General features: G+C 70.3%; 14 protein-coding genes. 12 read left to right on the top strand and 2 right to left on the bottom strand.

From position 1 onward, the window contains the following. Positions 1 to 175: 175 nt before the first annotated feature. From WMF27_RS34905 to WMF27_RS34925, 5 genes are all read left to right on the top strand, one after another. Positions 176 to 1,747, top strand: a complete 1,572-nt coding sequence (locus WMF27_RS34905; protein ID WP_437764546.1) for a sigma-54 interaction domain-containing protein — start codon at positions 176 to 178, stop codon at positions 1,745 to 1,747. 219 nt (positions 1,748 to 1,966) lie between these two features. Beyond that, positions 1,967 to 3,118, top strand: coding sequence for a zinc-dependent alcohol dehydrogenase (locus WMF27_RS34910; RefSeq protein WP_437764545.1), 1,152 nt, complete (start codon positions 1,967 to 1,969; stop codon positions 3,116 to 3,118). Positions 3,119 to 3,144: 26 nt separating this feature from the next. Then, complete coding sequence (locus tag WMF27_RS34915; RefSeq protein ID WP_437764544.1) at positions 3,145 to 3,537, top strand: hypothetical protein; 393 nt, start codon at positions 3,145 to 3,147, stop codon at positions 3,535 to 3,537. Positions 3,538 to 3,716: 179 nt separating this feature from the next. Further along, positions 3,717 to 5,111 (top strand): glucose-6-phosphate dehydrogenase, encoded by a 1,395-nt coding sequence (zwf, locus tag WMF27_RS34920; RefSeq protein WP_437764543.1) that lies wholly within the window; start codon positions 3,717 to 3,719, stop codon positions 5,109 to 5,111. Continuing rightward, positions 5,108 to 5,923, top strand: coding sequence for an HAD hydrolase family protein (locus WMF27_RS34925; protein ID WP_437764542.1), 816 nt, complete (start codon positions 5,108 to 5,110; stop codon positions 5,921 to 5,923). Before zwf ends, WMF27_RS34925 begins: the two co-directional genes overlap by 4 nt. Before the next feature lie 40 nt (positions 5,924 to 5,963). Here WMF27_RS34925 and WMF27_RS34930 read toward each other — a convergent pair whose 3' ends face one another. Then, entirely contained in the window at positions 5,964 to 6,563 is a 600-nt protein-coding gene (locus WMF27_RS34930) for an HdeD family acid-resistance protein (protein WP_437764541.1), read from the bottom strand. Positions 6,564 to 7,311: 748 nt separating this feature from the next. Between WMF27_RS34930 and WMF27_RS34935 the strand changes: the two genes are divergently transcribed. The 6 genes from WMF27_RS34935 to WMF27_RS34960 all read left to right on the top strand — a co-directional run bounded on the left by WMF27_RS34935 (position 7,312) and on the right by WMF27_RS34960 (position 15,288). Beyond that, a complete protein-coding gene (locus WMF27_RS34935) occupies positions 7,312 to 9,012 on the top strand; it encodes a right-handed parallel beta-helix repeat-containing protein (protein ID WP_437764540.1) in 1,701 nt (566 codons plus the stop codon). Positions 9,013 to 9,125: 113 nt separating this feature from the next. Beyond that, positions 9,126 to 10,409 carry a PAS domain-containing protein gene (locus WMF27_RS34940; RefSeq protein WP_437764539.1) on the top strand — a complete coding sequence of 428 codons (1,284 nt, stop codon included), beginning with the start codon at positions 9,126 to 9,128 and terminating at the stop codon, positions 10,407 to 10,409. Positions 10,410 to 10,611: 202 nt separating this feature from the next. Beyond that, entirely contained in the window at positions 10,612 to 11,685 is a 1,074-nt protein-coding gene (locus tag WMF27_RS34945; protein ID WP_437764538.1) for a cyclase family protein, read from the top strand. A gap of 300 nt (positions 11,686 to 11,985) precedes the next feature. Next, positions 11,986 to 12,393: a hypothetical protein gene (locus WMF27_RS34950; RefSeq protein WP_437764537.1), complete on the top strand. Its 408-nt coding sequence runs from the start codon at positions 11,986 to 11,988 to the stop codon at positions 12,391 to 12,393. Between the two features lie 740 nt (positions 12,394 to 13,133). Next, on the top strand, positions 13,134 to 14,090 hold the full coding sequence (locus WMF27_RS34955; RefSeq protein WP_437764536.1) for a glycosyltransferase: 957 nt from the start codon (positions 13,134 to 13,136) through the stop codon (positions 14,088 to 14,090). Between the two features lie 67 nt (positions 14,091 to 14,157). Continuing rightward, positions 14,158 to 15,288: a polysaccharide deacetylase family protein gene (locus WMF27_RS34960; RefSeq protein WP_437943270.1), complete on the top strand. Its 1,131-nt coding sequence runs from the start codon at positions 14,158 to 14,160 to the stop codon at positions 15,286 to 15,288. A gap of 15 nt (positions 15,289 to 15,303) precedes the next feature. Here the strand turns inward: WMF27_RS34960 and WMF27_RS34965 are convergent, their stop codons facing one another. After that, entirely contained in the window at positions 15,304 to 16,179 is an 876-nt protein-coding gene (locus tag WMF27_RS34965) for a helix-turn-helix domain-containing protein (protein ID WP_437943271.1), read from the bottom strand. A gap of 393 nt (positions 16,180 to 16,572) precedes the next feature. Between WMF27_RS34965 and WMF27_RS34970 the strand changes: the two genes are divergently transcribed. After that, on the top strand, positions 16,573 to 17,472 hold the full coding sequence (locus tag WMF27_RS34970) for an SGNH/GDSL hydrolase family protein (protein ID WP_437943272.1): 900 nt from the start codon (positions 16,573 to 16,575) through the stop codon (positions 17,470 to 17,472). The last annotated feature ends 219 nt before the right edge of the window (positions 17,473 to 17,691 follow it).

The following is a 17,691-nucleotide window of genomic DNA, read 5'->3' on the forward strand; positions in this document are numbered from 1 at the left end:
AAAGGCAGGCGCAAACGCGGATGGGAACGGGAATGCCCATGGGAATGCGGAGGAGACCTGCGGCTTCCGTGCCAGCGCGCGACCCGCGGCGACGCCGGCAGAACGCCTCAACATGGTGCGCCGTGCACCAGATAACGTGGTACATCGTGCACCATATCTGGTGTACGGTGCACCAGTGAATCGCCTCCTCCTCACCTGGTCGGACGCTGGCACGCTCGGGCCGGCGCCGGCGCACCACGGACGCCGGCCCGAGGGCGATCGCGGGCCGGTGCTGCGGCTCCTCGACCAGGAAGAGAGCCGCTACGACGCGATCGTGGTCCTCACCATCCCGGCGGGCGAGGCGCCGTCGCGCGCGCTCGTCGAGCGGGCGCGGGCCTGCGCGCCGCGGATCGAGCTCCGGGTCGTGGACGTCGACGATCCGTCGGACCACGCGAAGCTCTTCCGGGCGCTCGGGAAGCTCTCGGCGCAGCTCAAGCGCGCCTTCCCGCCGGCGGCGTGGGCGACGGACGTCCTTCTCTCGGCCGGCACGCCGCAGGCGCAGACGCTCTGGGTCATCCTGGTGCAGGCGGGGATCCTGCCCGCGCGCATGCTCCAGGTGATCCCGGCGGCGTTCGTGCCGCACCCGCACCCGCGGCCGGTGCGCGAGGTCCGGCTCGACATCGAGGGTTTCCCGGAGATCCGCGCGCTGCGCGAGGAGGTCGTGCGCCTGCGGGCCGAGGCGCGCACGCGCGACACGGTGCTCGTGGGCGAGAGCGAGCCGATGCGCTTCCTCCGCGCCCGCATCACCCGGGTCGCCGCGACCGACGTGCCGGTGCTGATCGTCGGCGAGACCGGGACCGGAAAGGAGCTCGCGGCCAGGGCGATCCACGAGCACAGCCCGCGCGCGAAGGGGCCGTTCATCGCGGAGAACTGCAGCGTCTTCGCCGAGGGCGTGCTCGCGAGCGAGCTGTTCGGCCACGAGGCGGGGGCCTTCACCGGGGCCGCGGGGCGGCGGCGCGGCGTCTTCGAGCAGGCGCACGGCGGGACGCTGTTCCTCGACGAGATCGGCGAGCTGTCGCCGCGGGTGCAGGCGTCGCTGCTGCGCGTGCTCCAGGACGGGACGCTGCGGCGGGTGGGCGGCGAGGCGAAGATCGAGCTGGACGTCCGCGTCCTCGCGGCCACCCACCGCGACCTCGCGGCGATGGTCGAGGAAGGGACGTTCCGCGAGGATCTGTATTACCGGCTCCGCGGCGCGATCATCGAGGTTCCCCCGCTACGTGCGCGGGGTGGCGACATCGAGGTGCTGGTCGGCGCGTTCCTCGACGAGGTGCAGTCGCGGCGCAAGGGGCGCGGGCTCAAGGTGACGCGCGAGGCGCTGAGGCGCCTTTACCAGCACCCCTGGCCGGGCAACGTGCGCGAGCTGCGCGCGGAGGTGCAGCGGTGGGGCGTGTTCTGCGAGCACACGGTCGACGTGGGCGATCTCGCGCCGGAGATCGCGTCGCCGGCGGCGCGGCCGGCGGGCGGCGGCGCAGGCGGGATCGCGCGAGCGACGGCGTCGGAGGCAGGCGGCGAGGAGGTCGCGCCGCTCGCGGAGGACGTGGCGTCGGCCGAGCGCGCCGCGATCGGGCGCGCGCTCGAGGTGCACCAGGGCAACCTCTCGCGCGCGGCGCGCGCGCTCGCCATCGACAGGAACACCCTGAAGCGCAAGATGGCGGCGTATCACCTCGGCAAGGGGGCGCCCGCGCGCTCGTCGATCCGAAGAAGCTGAAGCTGCCGCCGCTGCCGAAGAAAGAGAAGAAGAGGACGAGCGGCCGCTGATGGGGCGAACAGCGCCCGGGCCGCCGGCGTCAGCAGCGATGTCCTCGATGTCCTGAGCCTGGGCGCCCGAGGCCCGGAGAGCCGATGCCTACGCCAGGCGCACCCACGAGCGTGCGCGCCTGGTTCACCCCTTGCATTGGCCCGTCGAGCAGCGTGGGAGGTCGTGCGAATGCTGGCGCTCACATACCATGGGCCGAAGAACGTCCGCGTCGAGGAAAACCCGGAGCCTCGGGTCCAACATCCGAACGACGTGGTCCTGCGCGTGAGTCGCGCCACGATCTGCGGCTCCGATCTGCACCTCTATCATGGCTACGTGCCTGACACGCGCGTGGGGACCATCTTCGGCCATGAGTTCACCGGCGTCGTGGAGGAGCTCGGGTGCTCGGTGCAGACCCTCAAGCGCGGCGACCGCGTCGTGGTGCCGTTCAACATCGCCTGCGGGACGTGCTTCTTCTGCCAGCGAGAGCGCACCTCCGCGTGCGAGAACACGAACCCGCTCACCACGCTCGCCAGCGGGATCTTCGGTTATTCACACACGACCGGCGGCTACCAGGGCGGCCAGGCCGAGCGCGTCCGCGTCCCCTTCGCCGACGTCGGCCCCATGAAGATCCCCGACGACCTCTCGGACGAGGACGCGCTCTTTCTCTCGGATATCCTCCCCACGGGGTACCAGGCCGCGGAGATGGGAGACATCGGCCCCGCGGACACCGTGGCCGTCTTCGGCTGCGGGCCCGTCGGCCTCGTGGCCCAGCGGTGCGCCTGGATCCTCGGCGCGCGCCGGGTCATCGCCGTCGACTCGATCGGTTACCGCCTCGACTTCGCGCGCCGGCACAACAAGGCAGAGACGCTCGATTTCAGCGAGACCCCCGATGTCGTGTCCGCGCTCCGGGACATGACCGACGGCCGCGGGCCGGACGTCTGTGTCGAGGCGGTCGGCCTCGAGGCGAACGGCTCGGCGCTGCACGACGTGCTGGGCAAGGCGCTCAAGCTCGAGGCCGGGTCGCCCGTCGCCCTCAACTGGGCGATCCAGTCGGTCCGCCGCGGCGGGAGGGTCTCGATCGTCGGCGTCTACGGGCCGCCGTGGAACCTCATCGACGTGGGCGCGGCCATGAACAAGGGCCTGACGATCAAGGCCGGACAGTGCGACGTGAAGCGGTACATGCCCCGCCTGCTCGAGCACATCCGCAGCGGGAACATCGACCCGAGGGCGCTCATCACCCACCGCGCCCCGCTCGACGCGGCCGCGGAGATGTACCGGGTGTTCGCGGCGAGGACCGACGGGATCCTCAAATGCGTGCTCGTTCCGCGGGGGGCCAAGTGAGCTCGGTCATCGAGGGGGAGACGATCATGGAAGCCGAGATCGTGCTGCCGAGGGAGCTGCCGTACTGGGGAGTCGATCTTTGCCTCGAGGACAGGCCCGGCGTCCCGAGGGAGGTGCCGCCGCGCCTCCTGGAGAGCGCGCACTGGCTCGAGCCCGAGCAGCAGCCGATCGAGGGGCCGCTGCTCAGGCACCCCGGGCGCGCCCGCCCGACGCCGGTGTTCAGCACGGCATTGCCGCCGAGAGGAGCGAGCGGCGCGCTGCGCCGCCTCGCCTACAAGGTCCCGGATCACCGGCTCTCCCACTGGGTCGCGCTGTTCATCGCGGATCGGGTCGACGTGATCGAGAGCCTCCCGCTCCTGTTGAAGAGGCGGGCCGCCAGGGCAGTCAAGCCCAGGCGCGCAGCGCCACAGCGCGCGTGACGAAAGGCGTGCTCGCGCCGATCCAGCGTGGCACACGCGATGCCGGATCGGGACCAGGGCCCCCCGGGCCATGGCGAGATGCGAGGAGCCGAGCGCATGCGCACTGGATCGATGGAAGCGGAAGGCCGGGAGAGCTCGGGCATGCGGCGCGTGACGTCCGGCGCCGCCGAGCAGGCGGCATGAGCGCCGCCGACGCGCTCGTGCTCTTCGGAGCGACAGGCGACCTGGCCTTCAAGAAGATCTTCCCGGCGCTGGCCGGGCTGATCCGCCGCCGCAAGCTGGACGTGCCGATCGTCGGCGTGGCCAAGAGCCCGTGGAGCCTCGATCAGCTCTGCGCCCGGGTCCGCGAGAGCCTCGAGCGGGCGGGCGCGTTCGAGGCGGGCGTGGTTCGCGAGCTGTGCGCGCGGCTCTCGTACGTGAGCGGGGATTACGCCGATCCGGCGACGTTCCACCGCCTCCGCGAGCGGCTCGGCACCGCCCAGCGGCCGCTCCACTACATGGCCGTGCCGCCCGACCTGTTCGAAGAGGTCGTCAAGGCGCTCGACCGCTCCGGGTGCGTGCGGCGAGGGCGGCTCGTCGTCGAGAAGCCGTTCGGCCACGATCTGGAGTCCGCTCGGGCGCTCTACCGCACGCTCGCGAGCGTCTTTCCGGAAGAGGAGATCTTCCGGATCGATCACTTCCTCGGCAAAGAGCCTGTCCAGAACATCGTTTACTTCCGCTTCGCGAACGCGCTGCTCGAGCCGGTCTGGAACTCCCACCATGTCGAGAGCGTCCAGATCACCATGGCCGAGCGGTTCGGCATCGAGGGCCGCGGCCGGTTCTACGACGCCACCGGGTGCATCCGCGACGTCCTGCAGAACCACCTCCTGCAGGTGGTCGCGTGCCTCGCCATGGATCCACCCCCGTCCGGCGACGCCGACGCCGTGCGTGCGGAGCGCGTCCGCCTGCTGCGGGCCATCGCGCCGCTCGATCCGGCGCACGTCGTCCGCGGTCAATACAACGGGTACCGCGGCGAGCCGGGCGTCGCGCCGGGGTCGCAGGTCGAGACGTTCTGCGCCGCGCGGCTCCGCATCCGCACCTGGCGCTGGGCGGGCGTGCCGTTCTGCATCCGCGCCGGCAAGCGCCTCGCGGTCACGGCGACCGAGGTGATCGTCCTGATGCGGCGGCCTCCGCACGCCGTGTTCGACGATGTCGGGCGCGGGGATCCAGACTACGTGCGCATCCGGCTCGCCCCGGCGCCGGAGCTCGCCATCGGCGTGCGGGTCAAGGCGCCCGGCGAGCGGATGGCCGGACAGCCGACCGAGCTGCTCGTGGCGAGCGACCTTTCCGAGGCGCTGGGGCCCTACGAGCGGCTCCTCGGCGATGCGCTCGCCGGCGATCCGACCCTGTTCGCGAGCCAGGCCGAGGTGGAGGCGCAATGGGCCGTGGTCGCTCCGATCCTGGACCAGGCGACTCCGCTCTCGCCCCATGAGCCGGGCAGCTGGGGCCCAGCCGAAGCCGACCGCCTCGTCGCCGACCTCGGCGGGTGGCGTACGCCCACCGTGGCCACCCCGCTGGCGAGGAGAGCCGCATGACCGGGATTCGAGTGCTGCTCGCCGACGTGGACGGCGCGCTGCTCACGCCCGATGGCGTGCTCACCCCCAGGGCGGAGCAGGCGGCGACTCGGCTCCGCGACGCCGGCATCGACCTCGCGCTGCTGAGCAGGCGCCCGCCGCGCGGCCTGCGCGTCCTGCTCGGGCGGCTGGGGATCGCGACGCCCGTCGCCGCGTTCGGCGGCGCCGTGCTGGTGCGGCCGGATCTCTCCGTGATCGAGCAGCACCCGCTGGACAACGGCGCGGCCGCGGTCGTCATCGCGACCCTGGAGCGGCACGGCGCCGCGGTCTGGGTCTACCAGGGCGACGACTGGCTGGTGCGCCACGCCGGCGCGCCGCACGTCGCGCGCGAGCAAGCGGTCGCGCGGTGTGTCCCCAGGGTCGTCGAGCGCTGGGAAGGTGTCGTGGACAGCGCGGTCAAGATCGTCGGCGTCAGCGACGACGCCGAGGTGCTGGAGCGCTGCGAGTCGGGCCTCCAGGGGGCCTGCGCGTTCTTCTCTGCGTCGCGCCCCGCGCCCCATTGCATCGAGGTGATGCACCCGCGGGCCAACTCCGGAGAGGTCGCGAGGGCCCTCTCGGCGCGCCTCGGCGTCTCCGGCGCGGCCATGGCCACGATCGGCGAGCTGCCCGACCATGTGCTCATGTTCCGGGAGAGCGGGCTCAGCATCGCCATGGGGCAGGCGCGCGCCGTCGTGCAGCGGCAAGCCCAGTTCATCACGCTGTCGAACGCCGACGAGGGCTTCGCGCACGCCGTGGAGACGTGGCTGCTCGCCACGAGCGATGGTGGCCAGTGAGGGACGAGCGCCGGGCGCGGTCTCCGGCCCGGGGCGCCTGTCACATGCTGGCCACCGGCCGCTGTCGCGCGCTGATCCCGATCAGCAACATCGACGTGCCGCTGACGAGGACGTTGACGCCGACGAGCAGCCCGATCGCCCACGCCGCGGTGCTCGGCCAGCGCCACCAGATCAGGACCCCGAGCGCCAGCGCGAGCAGCCCGTCGAACAGGAGCCAGCCCCAGGCCGGCATCTCGCGATGCTGGAGCGCGCGCACGATCTTGAGGAAGCCTTCCGCGAAGAAGAAGGCCGCGAGGATCAAGGTCAGCGTGACCGTGCCCGTCAAGGGGAAGGCCACGATCAGGACGCCCGCGACGATCTGGATCAGGGCGCTCGCGAGCGACCAGCCGGCGTTGGCCCATCGCCGGTGCTGGATGGCGTGGAGGCCCTGGAAAAGGCCGCTCGCCACCAGCACGGCCCCGATGGCGACCGCCGTGACCAGCGAGGCGATCACGGGCATGAGGATCGCGAGCGCCCCGAGCACCACGAGGGCGATGCCGAGCCCGATGAACGAGCCGCGGTTCTCCCGCAGGGTATAGGGCTCGACCAATCGCAATCCGAAGCTCGTCGTATGAACAGGGTCCTGCCAGCGATCAGCCATGTGTGCACCCTCCTCTTCCCGGAGCTGGAGTTTCGCCGTCACCTTCGCCGTCACCGCAACCGCCCATGGAAGCCCAGCGCCTCACCGGCGTGCCTGCCCGCCGCGACGAGCGCCCCGCGCTCCGCCGAGAGCGCGTGAGGCGGGCGGCGCACGGCAGGGGTCGGGCCACGGCGAACAAGGTGCCGTCCCCGAGCGGTGTCAAGTGACTCCAGAGCGGCCGGCCTCGCGCGCCCGTGATCGGTTGCTCACCCCCGGGTAGTGCTGTCATTTGAACATGAAGGCGGTAAGGCGGGAAGAAAATCTCAATGTTCTTCCCGCCTTACCGCCTTCATGTGAACCCTCTCTGGGCAAATGACAGCACCACGCACCCCCGCACGCCCAGGGGACGGCGGGCGGCCCTCTCGCGGCGCGGTTCTACCAGCGATCCGCGCGGCCAGGCCGCTCAGCCGGCGAGCCAGCGCAGGAGCGCCCGCCCGCCCTCACTCGGGCGACCCCGTCCCCCGGCGTGGACGGCGGCGCCGACGTACAGCTCGCCAGGCACGCTATCAGCCAACGAGAGATCGCGAATCGTCGCATGGATCCACGCCCCGTGGGCTCCGGCGGCGCACCTCTGGCCGATATCGCAGAGACGCTGGACCTGTCAACCCGGAGGTCCCGCGGTTTGAGCTTGACGTTTCCAGGGCGTTTGGGTGTGCTTTCCCACGGTTTCGGCGGGCTTCAACCTCGACGACCTCGGGCTGGTGCAAGAATGAACGGACGACTCCTTCTCTCGCTGTCCGCGCTGGGCGCTCCGCTGCTCGTTGCGACGAGCGGGTGGGCCAAGGACTACTACGTGGCCCCGGCGCCCGCCGGCGACGACGCGAACGCCGGCACCGAAGCCGCGCCGTTCGCGTCGATGGCCAAAGCGCAGAGCGTGGCCATGGCCGGCGACGTCTTCTACTTCAAAGGCGGCACGTACACGTACACGGAGGGCACCACCACCTGCTCGAGCGGGACGGCGACCATCAGCGGCGTGGTGCTGAACAAGAGCGGGAGCGCCGGCAACCTGATCAAGTACTGGGCGGCGCCCGGCGAGAAGCCCGTCTTCGATTTCGACGGCATCCGGGATTCTTGCCGTATCAAGGGCATCCTCGTCTCCGGCAATTACATTCACCTCAAGGGACTCGAGATCAAAGGCGTTCGCCAGAACAACAACCTGAACCACGAGTCCTGGGGCGTGTGGAATCAGGGGAGCAACAACATCTTCGAGGCGCTCGACGTCCACCACATCATGGGCGCCGGCATCTTCCTCCAGCGCGGCAGCAACAACCTCGTGCTCAACTGCGACTCGCACGACAACTTCGACGAGCTCACGTCGAACGGCGCGGGCGAGAGCGCGGACGGCTTCGGCTGTCACGTCGGCGCCGGGGAGACCGGCAATGTATTCCGAGGCTGCCGCGCCTGGTGGAACGCGGACGACGGCTACGATTTCATCAACTCCGGCGCCGCCTGCCTCGTCGAGCGCTCGTGGGCCTGGTACAACGGCTACAAGCCGGGGACGCAGACCGGCATCGGCAACGGCAACGGCTTCAAGGGCGGCGGCTACGGCGCCGATCCGGCGCGATTTCCGGCCGAGCCCGCCGCCCACACGGTGCAAAACTGTCTCGCCGCCTTCAACAGGGCGGCAGGGTTCTACGCGAACCACCACCCGGGCACGCTCTACTTCTACAACAACACGTCGTACGGCAATCGCCCCGACTTCAACATGCTCGGGATGGATTCGAACGGGAACGACATCACCGTCGGGGTTTACCGGAACAATCTGGCGTTCGGCGGGACGCTGTTCTCGAACCGCAACGGCGCCGACGACGCGAACAACTCCTGGACGGCGGGGGGAGTCACGGTCTCGGACGCGGACTTTCAAAATCCGTCCGAAATGGGGCTAGGGGCTCCGCGACAGGCGGACGGCAGCTTGCCCGTGCTCACGAATTTCCGCCTCGCGCCGGACAGCGACGCCATCGACAAGGGCGTCGACGTCGGGCTGCCCTACGCAGGCTCCGCTCCGGATCTTGGCTGCTTCGAGACCGGGTTGGCCGAGACCGAGACCGCCGGCGCCGGCGGCGCCGGCGGCGCGGGGAGCGCTGGCTCGGGCGGCGGCGGCACCGCGGACACCGGGTCGGGCGGCGCGAGCGCCAGCGCAGGCGGAGGAGCGGCGAGCGGCGGCGCGAGCAGCAGTGTCGCGGGCGGCGGCGGGAACGCGGGCAGCAGCACGGCGTCCGCTGGTACAGGCAGTCCTGGGGCCGACGCCGGCGGGGATGGCGGCTGCCGCACTGGCGGTCCAGGTCAGCCGACGCGCAGCGCTTCCACGATCATGGCCTTCGCGCTCGCGCTGGCCGTCTCGCCGGCAAGGCGCCTCCGCGATGCGCGCCGCCGGCGGCTGGCGGCCCGGGATACGGCCCTCCCGGCCTGACACCGCAGCTCGCCTGCTGCGGGCCAGGTCTCCTCGCTGCTGGAGCCAGGACACCCGGGAAAATTGTGACCCACATCAGCCCGAGGCTGGGATAACCTCGCCCTGGAAGGCCGATGGACGCGCAGAAGACCGTGGCGCTCGAGGCGGAGCTGGACGCATTGCAGAAGGAAGTGCGGCGCCTGCGCTCCCGCGTCGCCGAGCTGGAGGAGGCCGGCCGCGGCTTCCCGGAGCGCTTGCTCGACGCGCTGCCCAGCCTCGTTTACGTGCTCGATCTCGATGAGGGGCGGTACGTCTACTGGAACCGGGGGCTCGCCGATCTCGTCGGAGAGGGCGGCGGAGCCGCGGCAGGCTCGCCCCGCGGCGACGGCCTGTCCTCGATGGTGCATCCGGACGATATCGGCCGCATCGAGGAGTACCGGGCTCGCATGGCCGCCTCGGGGAGCGGGGAGCAGGCGACGGTGGAGTACCGCGTGCGCGGTCGCGACGGCGGCTGGCGATGGTTCCTCGAGCAAGGCGTCGCGCTCGGCCGCGATCCGGAGGGACCGGGGCGGCGGATGCTGGGGTCGGCGCACGACATCACCGCGCGCAAGCATACGGAGCAGATGCTCGAGCGGAGCGAGAGCCTGCTCCATGCGTTCCTCGAATACACGCCATCCATGGTGGTCGCGGTGGACGCCGCGGGCCGGCTCCTCCTCGTGAACCGCGAAATCGAGTCGTTCTACAAGATGAGCCGCGAGGAATTGCTAGGGCGGGTCGTCTACGACCTTCTCCCGGCGCCCGCGGCCGCCTCGATACGAAAGGCCAATGAAGAGGTGGCGGCCGCCGGACGCCCGGGCGCATCCGAGCAGGTGCTCGTCTATCCGAACGGTCCGCGCACCTACCTGTCGACCAAGTTCCCCATCCGCGACGCCGAGGGGGAGATCTACGCGGTCGGGACGATCTCGGTGGACATCAGCCGGACCAAGCAGGCCGAGGCCGAGCGCGCGGAGATGCAGCGGCAGCTCATCGAGATGCACCAGGCGACGATCCAGGAGCTCATCACGCCGCTCCTGCCGCTGGCGCCCGGCGTCGTCGCGATGCCCATCGTCGGGAGCGTCGACCCCGCGCGCGCCGAGCAGATCCTGACGACGTTGCTCGAAGGGATCGCCGACCGGCAGGCCAAGATCGCCATCCTCGACATCACCGGGGTGAAGGTCGTCGACGAGCGCGTGGCGCGATCCTTCATCGACGCGGCCCGAGCCGCGGGATTGCTGGGCACCCGGGTCGTGCTCACCGGGATCAAGCCGCAGATCGCGCAGACGCTCACGACGATGGGCGCCGATCTGAGCGGCATCGTCACCAAAGGGACCCTGGAGAGCGGCATCGCCTACGCGCTCGGGCGCCGGCGCCGCTGGTGACCGAGCGCGCTCCCACCGAGAGACCAGGTGTACGCGGGTACGCACAGGGCCTTCACGGCATCGGCGGAGCCCGCGACGACCTCATGAGAGCAGGTTTCTGGCGCCCCTGACGGTGTACTCTACTGATGACATGCGCCCGCGCCCATGACGGGAGCGCGAAGCGCTGTCGGTACAACGTGCGATGTGACCCAGGAGGTTGCTTATGAAGCCTGGAGTGATGCCGTTACGTGGCGCGATCGTGGTGACCATGGCCGTCAGCCTGGTCGCGGGGGCCGCGCTGGCCCGCGGCGTGCCGATGCTGCAGGGTTACGATCCGGTGCCCGGCCCTTCGCCGTGGGGCCCTGACGACGAGGCGGGCGCCTCCAACACGCAGACGCCGGACAAGGTCCTCGAGGGCAAGCGCCTGATCAAGGAGGGCAAGGTCTATCGTCTGGGTCACGTCTACGAGCCGGGGATGCCGACGTTCCCCGGCAACCAGGGGCTCTCCGTGGAGGCCGGGCCGACCGCGGTCATCCAGCAGCAGGTCACGAACTCCGAGGTGATGCACGGGGAGTTCGGCCAGATGGGGACCGAGTTCGACGCGCTGGGCCATTTCGGCTACATCCCGCCCGGGAGCACGGACCCCGCCGACGCGCTCTTCTACAACCAGTTCACTGGCGCCGAGATCCTCACGGAGGACGGGCTCGCGCACCTCGGCGTCGAAAAGGTGAAGCCGCTCGTCACGCGCGGCGTGCTCCTCGACGTCAAGCGCTACGCGAACGGCGGGGAGACGCTCGCGTTCGGCCAGGAGATCACGCTGCCCATGGTGATGAAGACGCTGCGCGCGCAGAAGATGGACGAGCGCGACATCGGCGCCGGCGACGTCGTGCTGATCTTCACGGGCTGGGAGGAGAACTGGGAGCTCGGCACCGAGGGGTATTACACGCAGCCGGGCGTGGGGCTGGCCCAGCCGGGGATCGGGCTCGAGGTCGCGAAGTGGCTCTCATCGAAGGGCATCGCCTGCGTCGGGTCGGACAACTTCGGCATCGAGGTCACCCCGCCGAAGGCTCCGGTGGCGCCGGGGGTGGTCTTCCCGGTGCACCATCACCTGCTGGTGAAGAGCGGAATCTTCATGCACGAGGTGATGGTGCTCTCGGAGCTGGCCGCGGATCTGGCCGCGGAGCTCCAGCAGCGGCCCCACGGCCACAAGAGCCCCTACGAGTTCTTCTACGTCTACAGCCCGCTGCCCCTCCGGGGCGCGTCCGGATCACCGGGCATCCCGCTCGCGATCCGGTGAGCGGATCGGCGCGCCGGCGCCGCCCGCGCCCCCGTCACCCGGCGAAGCGCTGAGGCCCCTGGGCCGTTCCGCCGGCCGAGCGCATCCCTCGCCCCTCCTGTTCAGGATCTGCCACTGCGCGTCAGCGTGATTCACGCGGTGGGGCTCGCCGAGCGGGTTTCCAGTACGTGTCGGAGGCGTCTCTTCCGGCGGCGTCGAAAAAAGAGCCAGGCAGCGTCGGCGAACTCGGCTGCTCCACCCGGGGTGCTCGGCTCGCTCGCTCGCTCCGCTGCTCTGGGTCTGATAGAATGGTCGCTGGCCATGCTCGAGCTCCTCCGCAACGCGCACCACACGGTGACGATCGACCCGGCTTCGCAGATCGCCCGGGTCACGAGGAGCGCGGTGCCGTCCGAGTCTGTCGCGCAGTTCGAGGAGCTGTGGATGAAAGTGAGCCACGCGCTCGACCGGGTCGACCGCCATCGGCTGTGTCTGCTCATCGATCTGCGCGCCGCGGTGGGGCGGAACGACCCGCAGTTCGAGGCGGCGATGCAGCGGATTCGGCCGCCCGTGATGGGCCGCTTCCGGCGCGTCGCCATCCTCGTGCGGACGACCGCGGGGGCGCTGCAGATCCAGCGCCATTTCCGCGAGGACGGCATCGATCGGATGATCGGCAGCGACGAGGCCCGGCTGCTCGACTACCTCCGCGAAGCACCGGCGCGCAGCCGTTGATGCGGGTCGCGATCGGCGCAGCCCCCCCAGACGCGCGCGGCTGCGCCGTCTGCGATCTGCATCGAGGTGTCCTCCGTCCGGCGATATCCATCGCGGTGTCCCATGTTCCGTGAGGAGGCGATGATCCGAAGTCACCCGCGGCGCCGCCGCAGGGCGAACCGCCGCCAAGCACGCTCCATCCCAGACCGCCCCCCGACCCGCCCTCTACAGTGCTCAGGCGAGCCAGGCGCGGCTCACCTTTCGTGACCGGCCGGCGACGATTTTTGTAACCTGCCGAAAACGAACGACTTTATGGGCCAGCGACCGGGCCGCCCACGCGGGCTCTCGACGGGCTCCTGGGCCGGTGAGAAGTCGCCCTCACGGGAGGTGGCCAGTCGAAGTCTGGGACGGATCACCACGCTTGGGCGCCACGGCCCATGTCCTCTTCGAGCTTGTGAAGCCCCCGTACTCCGGTCTTCTCGTTTGTTGTGTGATGTGCTTGTCAGTTCGCGAATTCGACGTATAGTGTATTCGAATCGCGCCCCTGCCGTCCGCAATGTAGTCATGCGGCGTGTTGCAGCGCTCGTGTCGATCTGCCAGGTCGAGGCCCCATCCGTCCCGGTTTCGCTCTTGCGATGCCCTGGACGGTGTGTTCCGTACCGGAGAGCCACGGCGCGGCGGGAGGACGTCGAGGCATGCCTGGCGCTCGATGAGCGGTCGAGTCGAGAGATCGACAGTCTGCTCGATGGGGGGAGAGGGGTATGGTGGTACGGACCGATTGCGGTATCGAGGCTCGTGATCTCAAGGATCCACGGACCTACCGGCGGCTCGCCATCGCGCACGTGGTGAGCAGCTTCCAGACCGGCGGCGCCGAGCAGGTGGTCGTCGATCTCGCCGCGTCCCAGCGCGCCGCGGGTCATGACGTGCTGGCGGTCGCGATCGCCGAGGATCCCGACGGCCCGCGCGCCGAGCAGCTCCGGCGGCGCGGGGTCGAGGTGCGCCTCGTGCCGAAATGCCCGGGGTTCGACGCGGCGCTCACCGCCCGCCTCGCCGCGCTGTTCGCGACGAAGGGCGTCACGCTCGTCCACGCGCACAACCACCTTGCGCTCGTCTACGCGGCGCCCGCCGGATGGCTGCACCGGGTCCCCGTCATCCACACGAAGCACGGCGTGTCCCAGGACATGCAAGGACGGAGCTGGCTGCTCCGCGCCGCGTCCGCGTTCGTCGATGCTCATGTCGCGGTGTCGCAGCCGACCGCCGCGGTCGTCCTCGGCCGGCGCGAGGTCGACCCGCCGAAGCTGCATGTCGTCGTGAACGGCATCGATCGATCTCGGTTCGCGCCGGATCCGGCGGCGAGGGCGCGGGTTCGGGCCGATCTCGCGATTCCACGAGACGCCTGGGTCGTGCCGCTCGGCGCGAGGCTCTCGGGGCTCCACGCCAATCCGGCCCGCGCCGCGCAGATGGGCCGGAGCGGCCGGAGGCTCGCGCTCCGGCGCTACTCCGCCATCCAGATGGCCGAGCGCTACATGGAGCTGTACGCGCTGCTGCTCCTGCGGCATTCGCGGCGTGTCGCCGCTGTCCGCCCGAGCACCCTGCTCGCCCGGATCTGGGGCGCGGACCAGACGCCGCGCGCAACCACCGCCGCCCCGCTCCACCACGGCGGGCGAGCTCTCGGCGATCACCCGTCGTCGCGCTCGCCGGCGCCGCTCGCGCGCTGATCGGGCGGCGGAGCGCCGCCGTCGCCGAACGCTGCTGCTTTCAAACGCTCTCAAGGGGGGACGACTCATGTCGAACGCAATGCGATGGCTCTCCGATCTCCTGGCCACGCCGTGGGCGACGCGACCATTCACACCGATGATGCACGGCCATTCGACCATCATCGTGATGCATCGGCTCGCCGACCCGGATCGCGGGATCGAGGGCCTGGATCCGCGCGCCCTCCGGCGCGCGCTGCAATTCCTGAGGAGGGAGCGGTATCCGCTCGTGTCGCTCGAGCGGGTGTTCCGAGGCCTCGCGGGCGAGGAGCCGCCCATCGACCGGGCCGTCGCCTTCACGATGGATGACGGCACGATCGACCAGGCGACGGTCGCCGCGCCGATCTTCGCGGAGTTCGATTGCCCGGCCACCATCTTCGTGGTGAGCGGCTATCTGGACGGCCATCTGTGGTGCTGGTGGCACCGCGTGGAGCACGTGTTCGAGACGACGCCACGCCGCGAGCTCAGCGTGATGCTGGGCGGCCTCCGCCACGTCATCCGCCTGGACGACGGCGTCCCGCGGGCGCAGCTCGCGCGGCGCTTCACGGAGCGCTGCAAGCGCGTGCCCGAGACCGAGAAGCTCCGCGCCATCCAGCGGCTCGCCGCCGCGGCCGAGGTCGATCTCCCGGCGCGCCCTCCCGCGCGGTACGCGCCCATGTCGTGGGATGACGTCCGCGCGTGCGAGGCGCGCGGCATCACGTTCGGTCCGCACACGGTCACCCATCCGGTGCTCTCCAGGACGAGCGACGCGCAATCGAAGCACGAGATCCACGTGTCCTGGGCGCGCCTGCGCGCCGAGGCCAGGCGCCCGGTCCCCATCTTCTGTTATCCGAACGGGCACGAGGGGACGGACTTCGGTCCTCGCGAGTGCGCGACGCTTCGCCGGCTCGGCTTCCTGGGAGCCGTGACCAACTGGCCTGGCGACCATGCGACGGTCAGCGGGTTCCGTAGCTCCGCGGACGCGCCGTTCTCGGTGCCGCGGCTCGACTTCGGCGCGGATCACCGGAGCCTCATCCGCTCGGTGTCGGGCGTCCTGCGGACCAAGCAGCTGCTCCAGCGGCAACTCGCCCTGCGAAGCCCGGTGGCGCCGGTCGATCCGGGCATGATGCTCGATGGCTCTCAGGATGAAGCCGAGGGCCCACCGGCCCCGCTGGTCCAGTGATCGCCGGCCGGGACATCACTTCTTTCGATAGGCGCCCGGCGTCGTCCCCGTGCGGCGCTTGAACGCCGTGGTGAGGTGCCCCTGATTGGAGAAGCCACACTCCAGCGCGATCTCCGCGATGGACAGCCGCTCGTCCTGGAGCATGGTCATCGCCTTCTCGATGCGGCGTGAAATGACGTACTGGTGGGGAGTCTGGTGAAAGGCGCTCTTGAACAAGCGCGAGAAATGGTCCGGCGAGTAGCCGACCAGCCCCGCCAGGTCGACGAGCCCGAAGTTCGAGGAGAGCTCGCTGTCCACGAATCTTTCGATCTGAGTTCGCTGGCTCCTCGAGAGGCTCGCGTTGCGCAGCGAGATCTCCGCCCCTGATCCCGCTCCGTACCGCGCCGATACGTACGAAGCCAGCGCCAGGCAGAGCGACTGCACGTAGACGGCCCCGAAGTACTCCTGCCCCTCGGCCTGCGCCTGCAGGCGATGGACCAGGTCGACGACATGGGCGTCGACCAGACCGAACCGCGGCTCCCGCTCCGGGACCAGCACGGCGGACGGAGACGCACAGAGCGCCACCATGGATGCTTCGGGGAAGTTCACCGACGTGCACACGGAGGGCCGCCCCCGCCATGCGACGCTGTGCAGCCTGGTCCTCCGCGGCAAGAGGTCCATCATTCCCGAGAGCCGCTCGAAGGAATGCTCCCGGACCTCGCCCGAGGTCGGCTCCGCGAAGCGAATGTCGACCTGCGAGGGGCCTCCCGTCCACACCAGAATCGCATCGCTCTCCGCCGAGAGCCCCTCGAGCCGGCCGCTCTCGGGCACGTACCCGATCCGGAGGGGCAGCCCCACCCAGTCCGATCCGGTCAGGGCCGCGCCGTACTTCGCTGAAAACTCCGCGGTCATGCCTGAATCGCCCCGGAGCATCGTCGGCATCGAGGAACACGGGGGTCAAGCCCCTCGTGCGCCAGGCATGTGAGCACACACACATCTCTGCGCGCTGGCGCCGGGTGGATGGGATCCCGCGCGTCGGGATCCTGAAAACCTTCGCCGGGAATTTGAACGACCTCGCTGCGAGCGCCACGTACCCTTCCCTTCACTTTTTCGCAAAGGCTGTGCGGGTGGTCAGGCATTGCGCCGAGCTCCCGCCCCCTCTGCTTACAACACAATTTTCTTCGGTCGCTGACCGGGAGCGGGGCTCACATGTCTACCTCGACCTCTTCGCTGCTCGTCCGCCGTGGCGCATTCGGCACCTTTGCCCGTGGGATTCCGCTCGTGGGCCTGCTGTTGGTCGGTTCCATGGCCTGCTCCAGCGCTTCTGATGGGTCGCCCGAAGACTCGGGTGGGTCTGGAGGAGGGGCTTCTTCCTCCGGCGGCCCCCAGACGACGAGCACGGGTGAGGGGTCGGGCGTCTCCTCGAGCACGAGCGGAGCTGGCAGCACGACGACGGCGACCAGCGGCTCGGGCGGTGGGGCATCTTCCAGCAGCTCGAGCAGCGCCGGAGGGGCTGGGGGCGCGAGCAGCAGCAGCAGCTCTGCGGAGACCTCGAGCGGCAGCGGGGGCTCGCCCGAAACAGGGTTCCAGCCTTGCCCTGCGACGGGCCCTTGCAAGATCCTGCCCCTCGGGGACTCGATCACCGTCGGCCTCGGCTTCGACGGCGGGTACCGGGTCGAGCTCTTCCACCTTGCCACGCAGGACGACCACGAGGTCACCTTCACGGGCACGCAGCAGATGAACGGCCCCGCGATGGTCGATGGCAAGCCCTTCCCCCGCAATCACGAGGGCATCAGCGGAGAGACCATCGAGCAGATCGCCAAGCGTATACCGATGGGGCTCCGGGAGATGCCGCACATCGTGCTGCTCCACGCCGGCACCAACGACATGTATCGAGAGCCGAACGGCGCCGACACCCGCCTGGGCGCGCTCATCGACGAGCTGATCGCCGAGGCGCCCGACGCGCTGATCGTCGTGAGCAACATCATTCCTTTCCCGATGGGCGCAGGCGCGGTCAACACGTACAACGCCAAGATCCCCGCGCTGGTCGAGGCGCGCGCCAGCAAGGGCGCGCACGTCCTCTTCGTCGATCAGTTCAAGGATTTCCCCACGTCCGAGCTCGGCGACGGGGTCCATCCCAACAAGGCCGGCTACGCCCGGATGGCGGGCCGCTGGTACGACGCGATCTCCGACTACCTGAGGTGAGCCGGACCGGGATTGGAGGCGAGCGTCCCCCAGGCCAGCTCGACGATCCCTCGACGCGCCGGCCACGGCGCCTCGGACCGGGCCGACCACCCACCTGATCTTGCCGCACTCCTGAGCCGCGCAGTCGCCTCCGGGCATGACGGGGCGGAGCACCGAGGTCATCACCCGGTGGCCGGCCCGCTTCGCCGCTGATTTCGCCAGCCCGTCCGGCGAGCGCGC

It is taken from the genome of Sorangium sp. So ce281 (assembly GCF_051527395.1).
Lineage (GTDB): Bacteria > Myxococcota_A > Polyangia > Polyangiales > Polyangiaceae > Sorangium > Sorangium cellulosum_B.

Excerpts from the sequence above, each read along its gene's own strand:
- WMF27_RS34910 (WP_437764545.1), top strand. The coding sequence starts at position 1,967 with ATGCTGGCGCTCACATACCATGGGCCGAAGAACGTCCGCGTCGAGGAA.
- WMF27_RS34915 (WP_437764544.1), top strand. The coding sequence starts at position 3,145 with ATGGAAGCCGAGATCGTGCTGCCGAGGGAGCTGCCGTACTGGGGAGTC.
- zwf (WP_437764543.1), top strand. The coding sequence starts at position 3,717 with ATGAGCGCCGCCGACGCGCTCGTGCTCTTCGGAGCGACAGGCGACCTG.
- WMF27_RS34925 (WP_437764542.1), top strand. The coding sequence starts at position 5,108 with ATGACCGGGATTCGAGTGCTGCTCGCCGACGTGGACGGCGCGCTGCTC.
- WMF27_RS34930 (WP_437764541.1), bottom strand. The coding sequence starts at position 6,563 with ATGGCTGATCGCTGGCAGGACCCTGTTCATACGACGAGCTTCGGATTG.
- WMF27_RS34935 (WP_437764540.1), top strand. The coding sequence starts at position 7,312 with ATGAACGGACGACTCCTTCTCTCGCTGTCCGCGCTGGGCGCTCCGCTG.
- WMF27_RS34940 (WP_437764539.1), top strand. The coding sequence starts at position 9,126 with ATGGACGCGCAGAAGACCGTGGCGCTCGAGGCGGAGCTGGACGCATTG.
- WMF27_RS34945 (WP_437764538.1), top strand. The coding sequence starts at position 10,612 with ATGAAGCCTGGAGTGATGCCGTTACGTGGCGCGATCGTGGTGACCATG.
- WMF27_RS34950 (WP_437764537.1), top strand. The coding sequence starts at position 11,986 with ATGCTCGAGCTCCTCCGCAACGCGCACCACACGGTGACGATCGACCCG.
- WMF27_RS34955 (WP_437764536.1), top strand. The coding sequence starts at position 13,134 with ATGGTGGTACGGACCGATTGCGGTATCGAGGCTCGTGATCTCAAGGAT.
- WMF27_RS34960 (WP_437943270.1), top strand. The coding sequence starts at position 14,158 with ATGTCGAACGCAATGCGATGGCTCTCCGATCTCCTGGCCACGCCGTGG.
- WMF27_RS34965 (WP_437943271.1), bottom strand. The coding sequence starts at position 16,179 with ATGACCGCGGAGTTTTCAGCGAAGTACGGCGCGGCCCTGACCGGATCG.
- WMF27_RS34970 (WP_437943272.1), top strand. The coding sequence starts at position 16,573 with ATGGCCTGCTCCAGCGCTTCTGATGGGTCGCCCGAAGACTCGGGTGGG.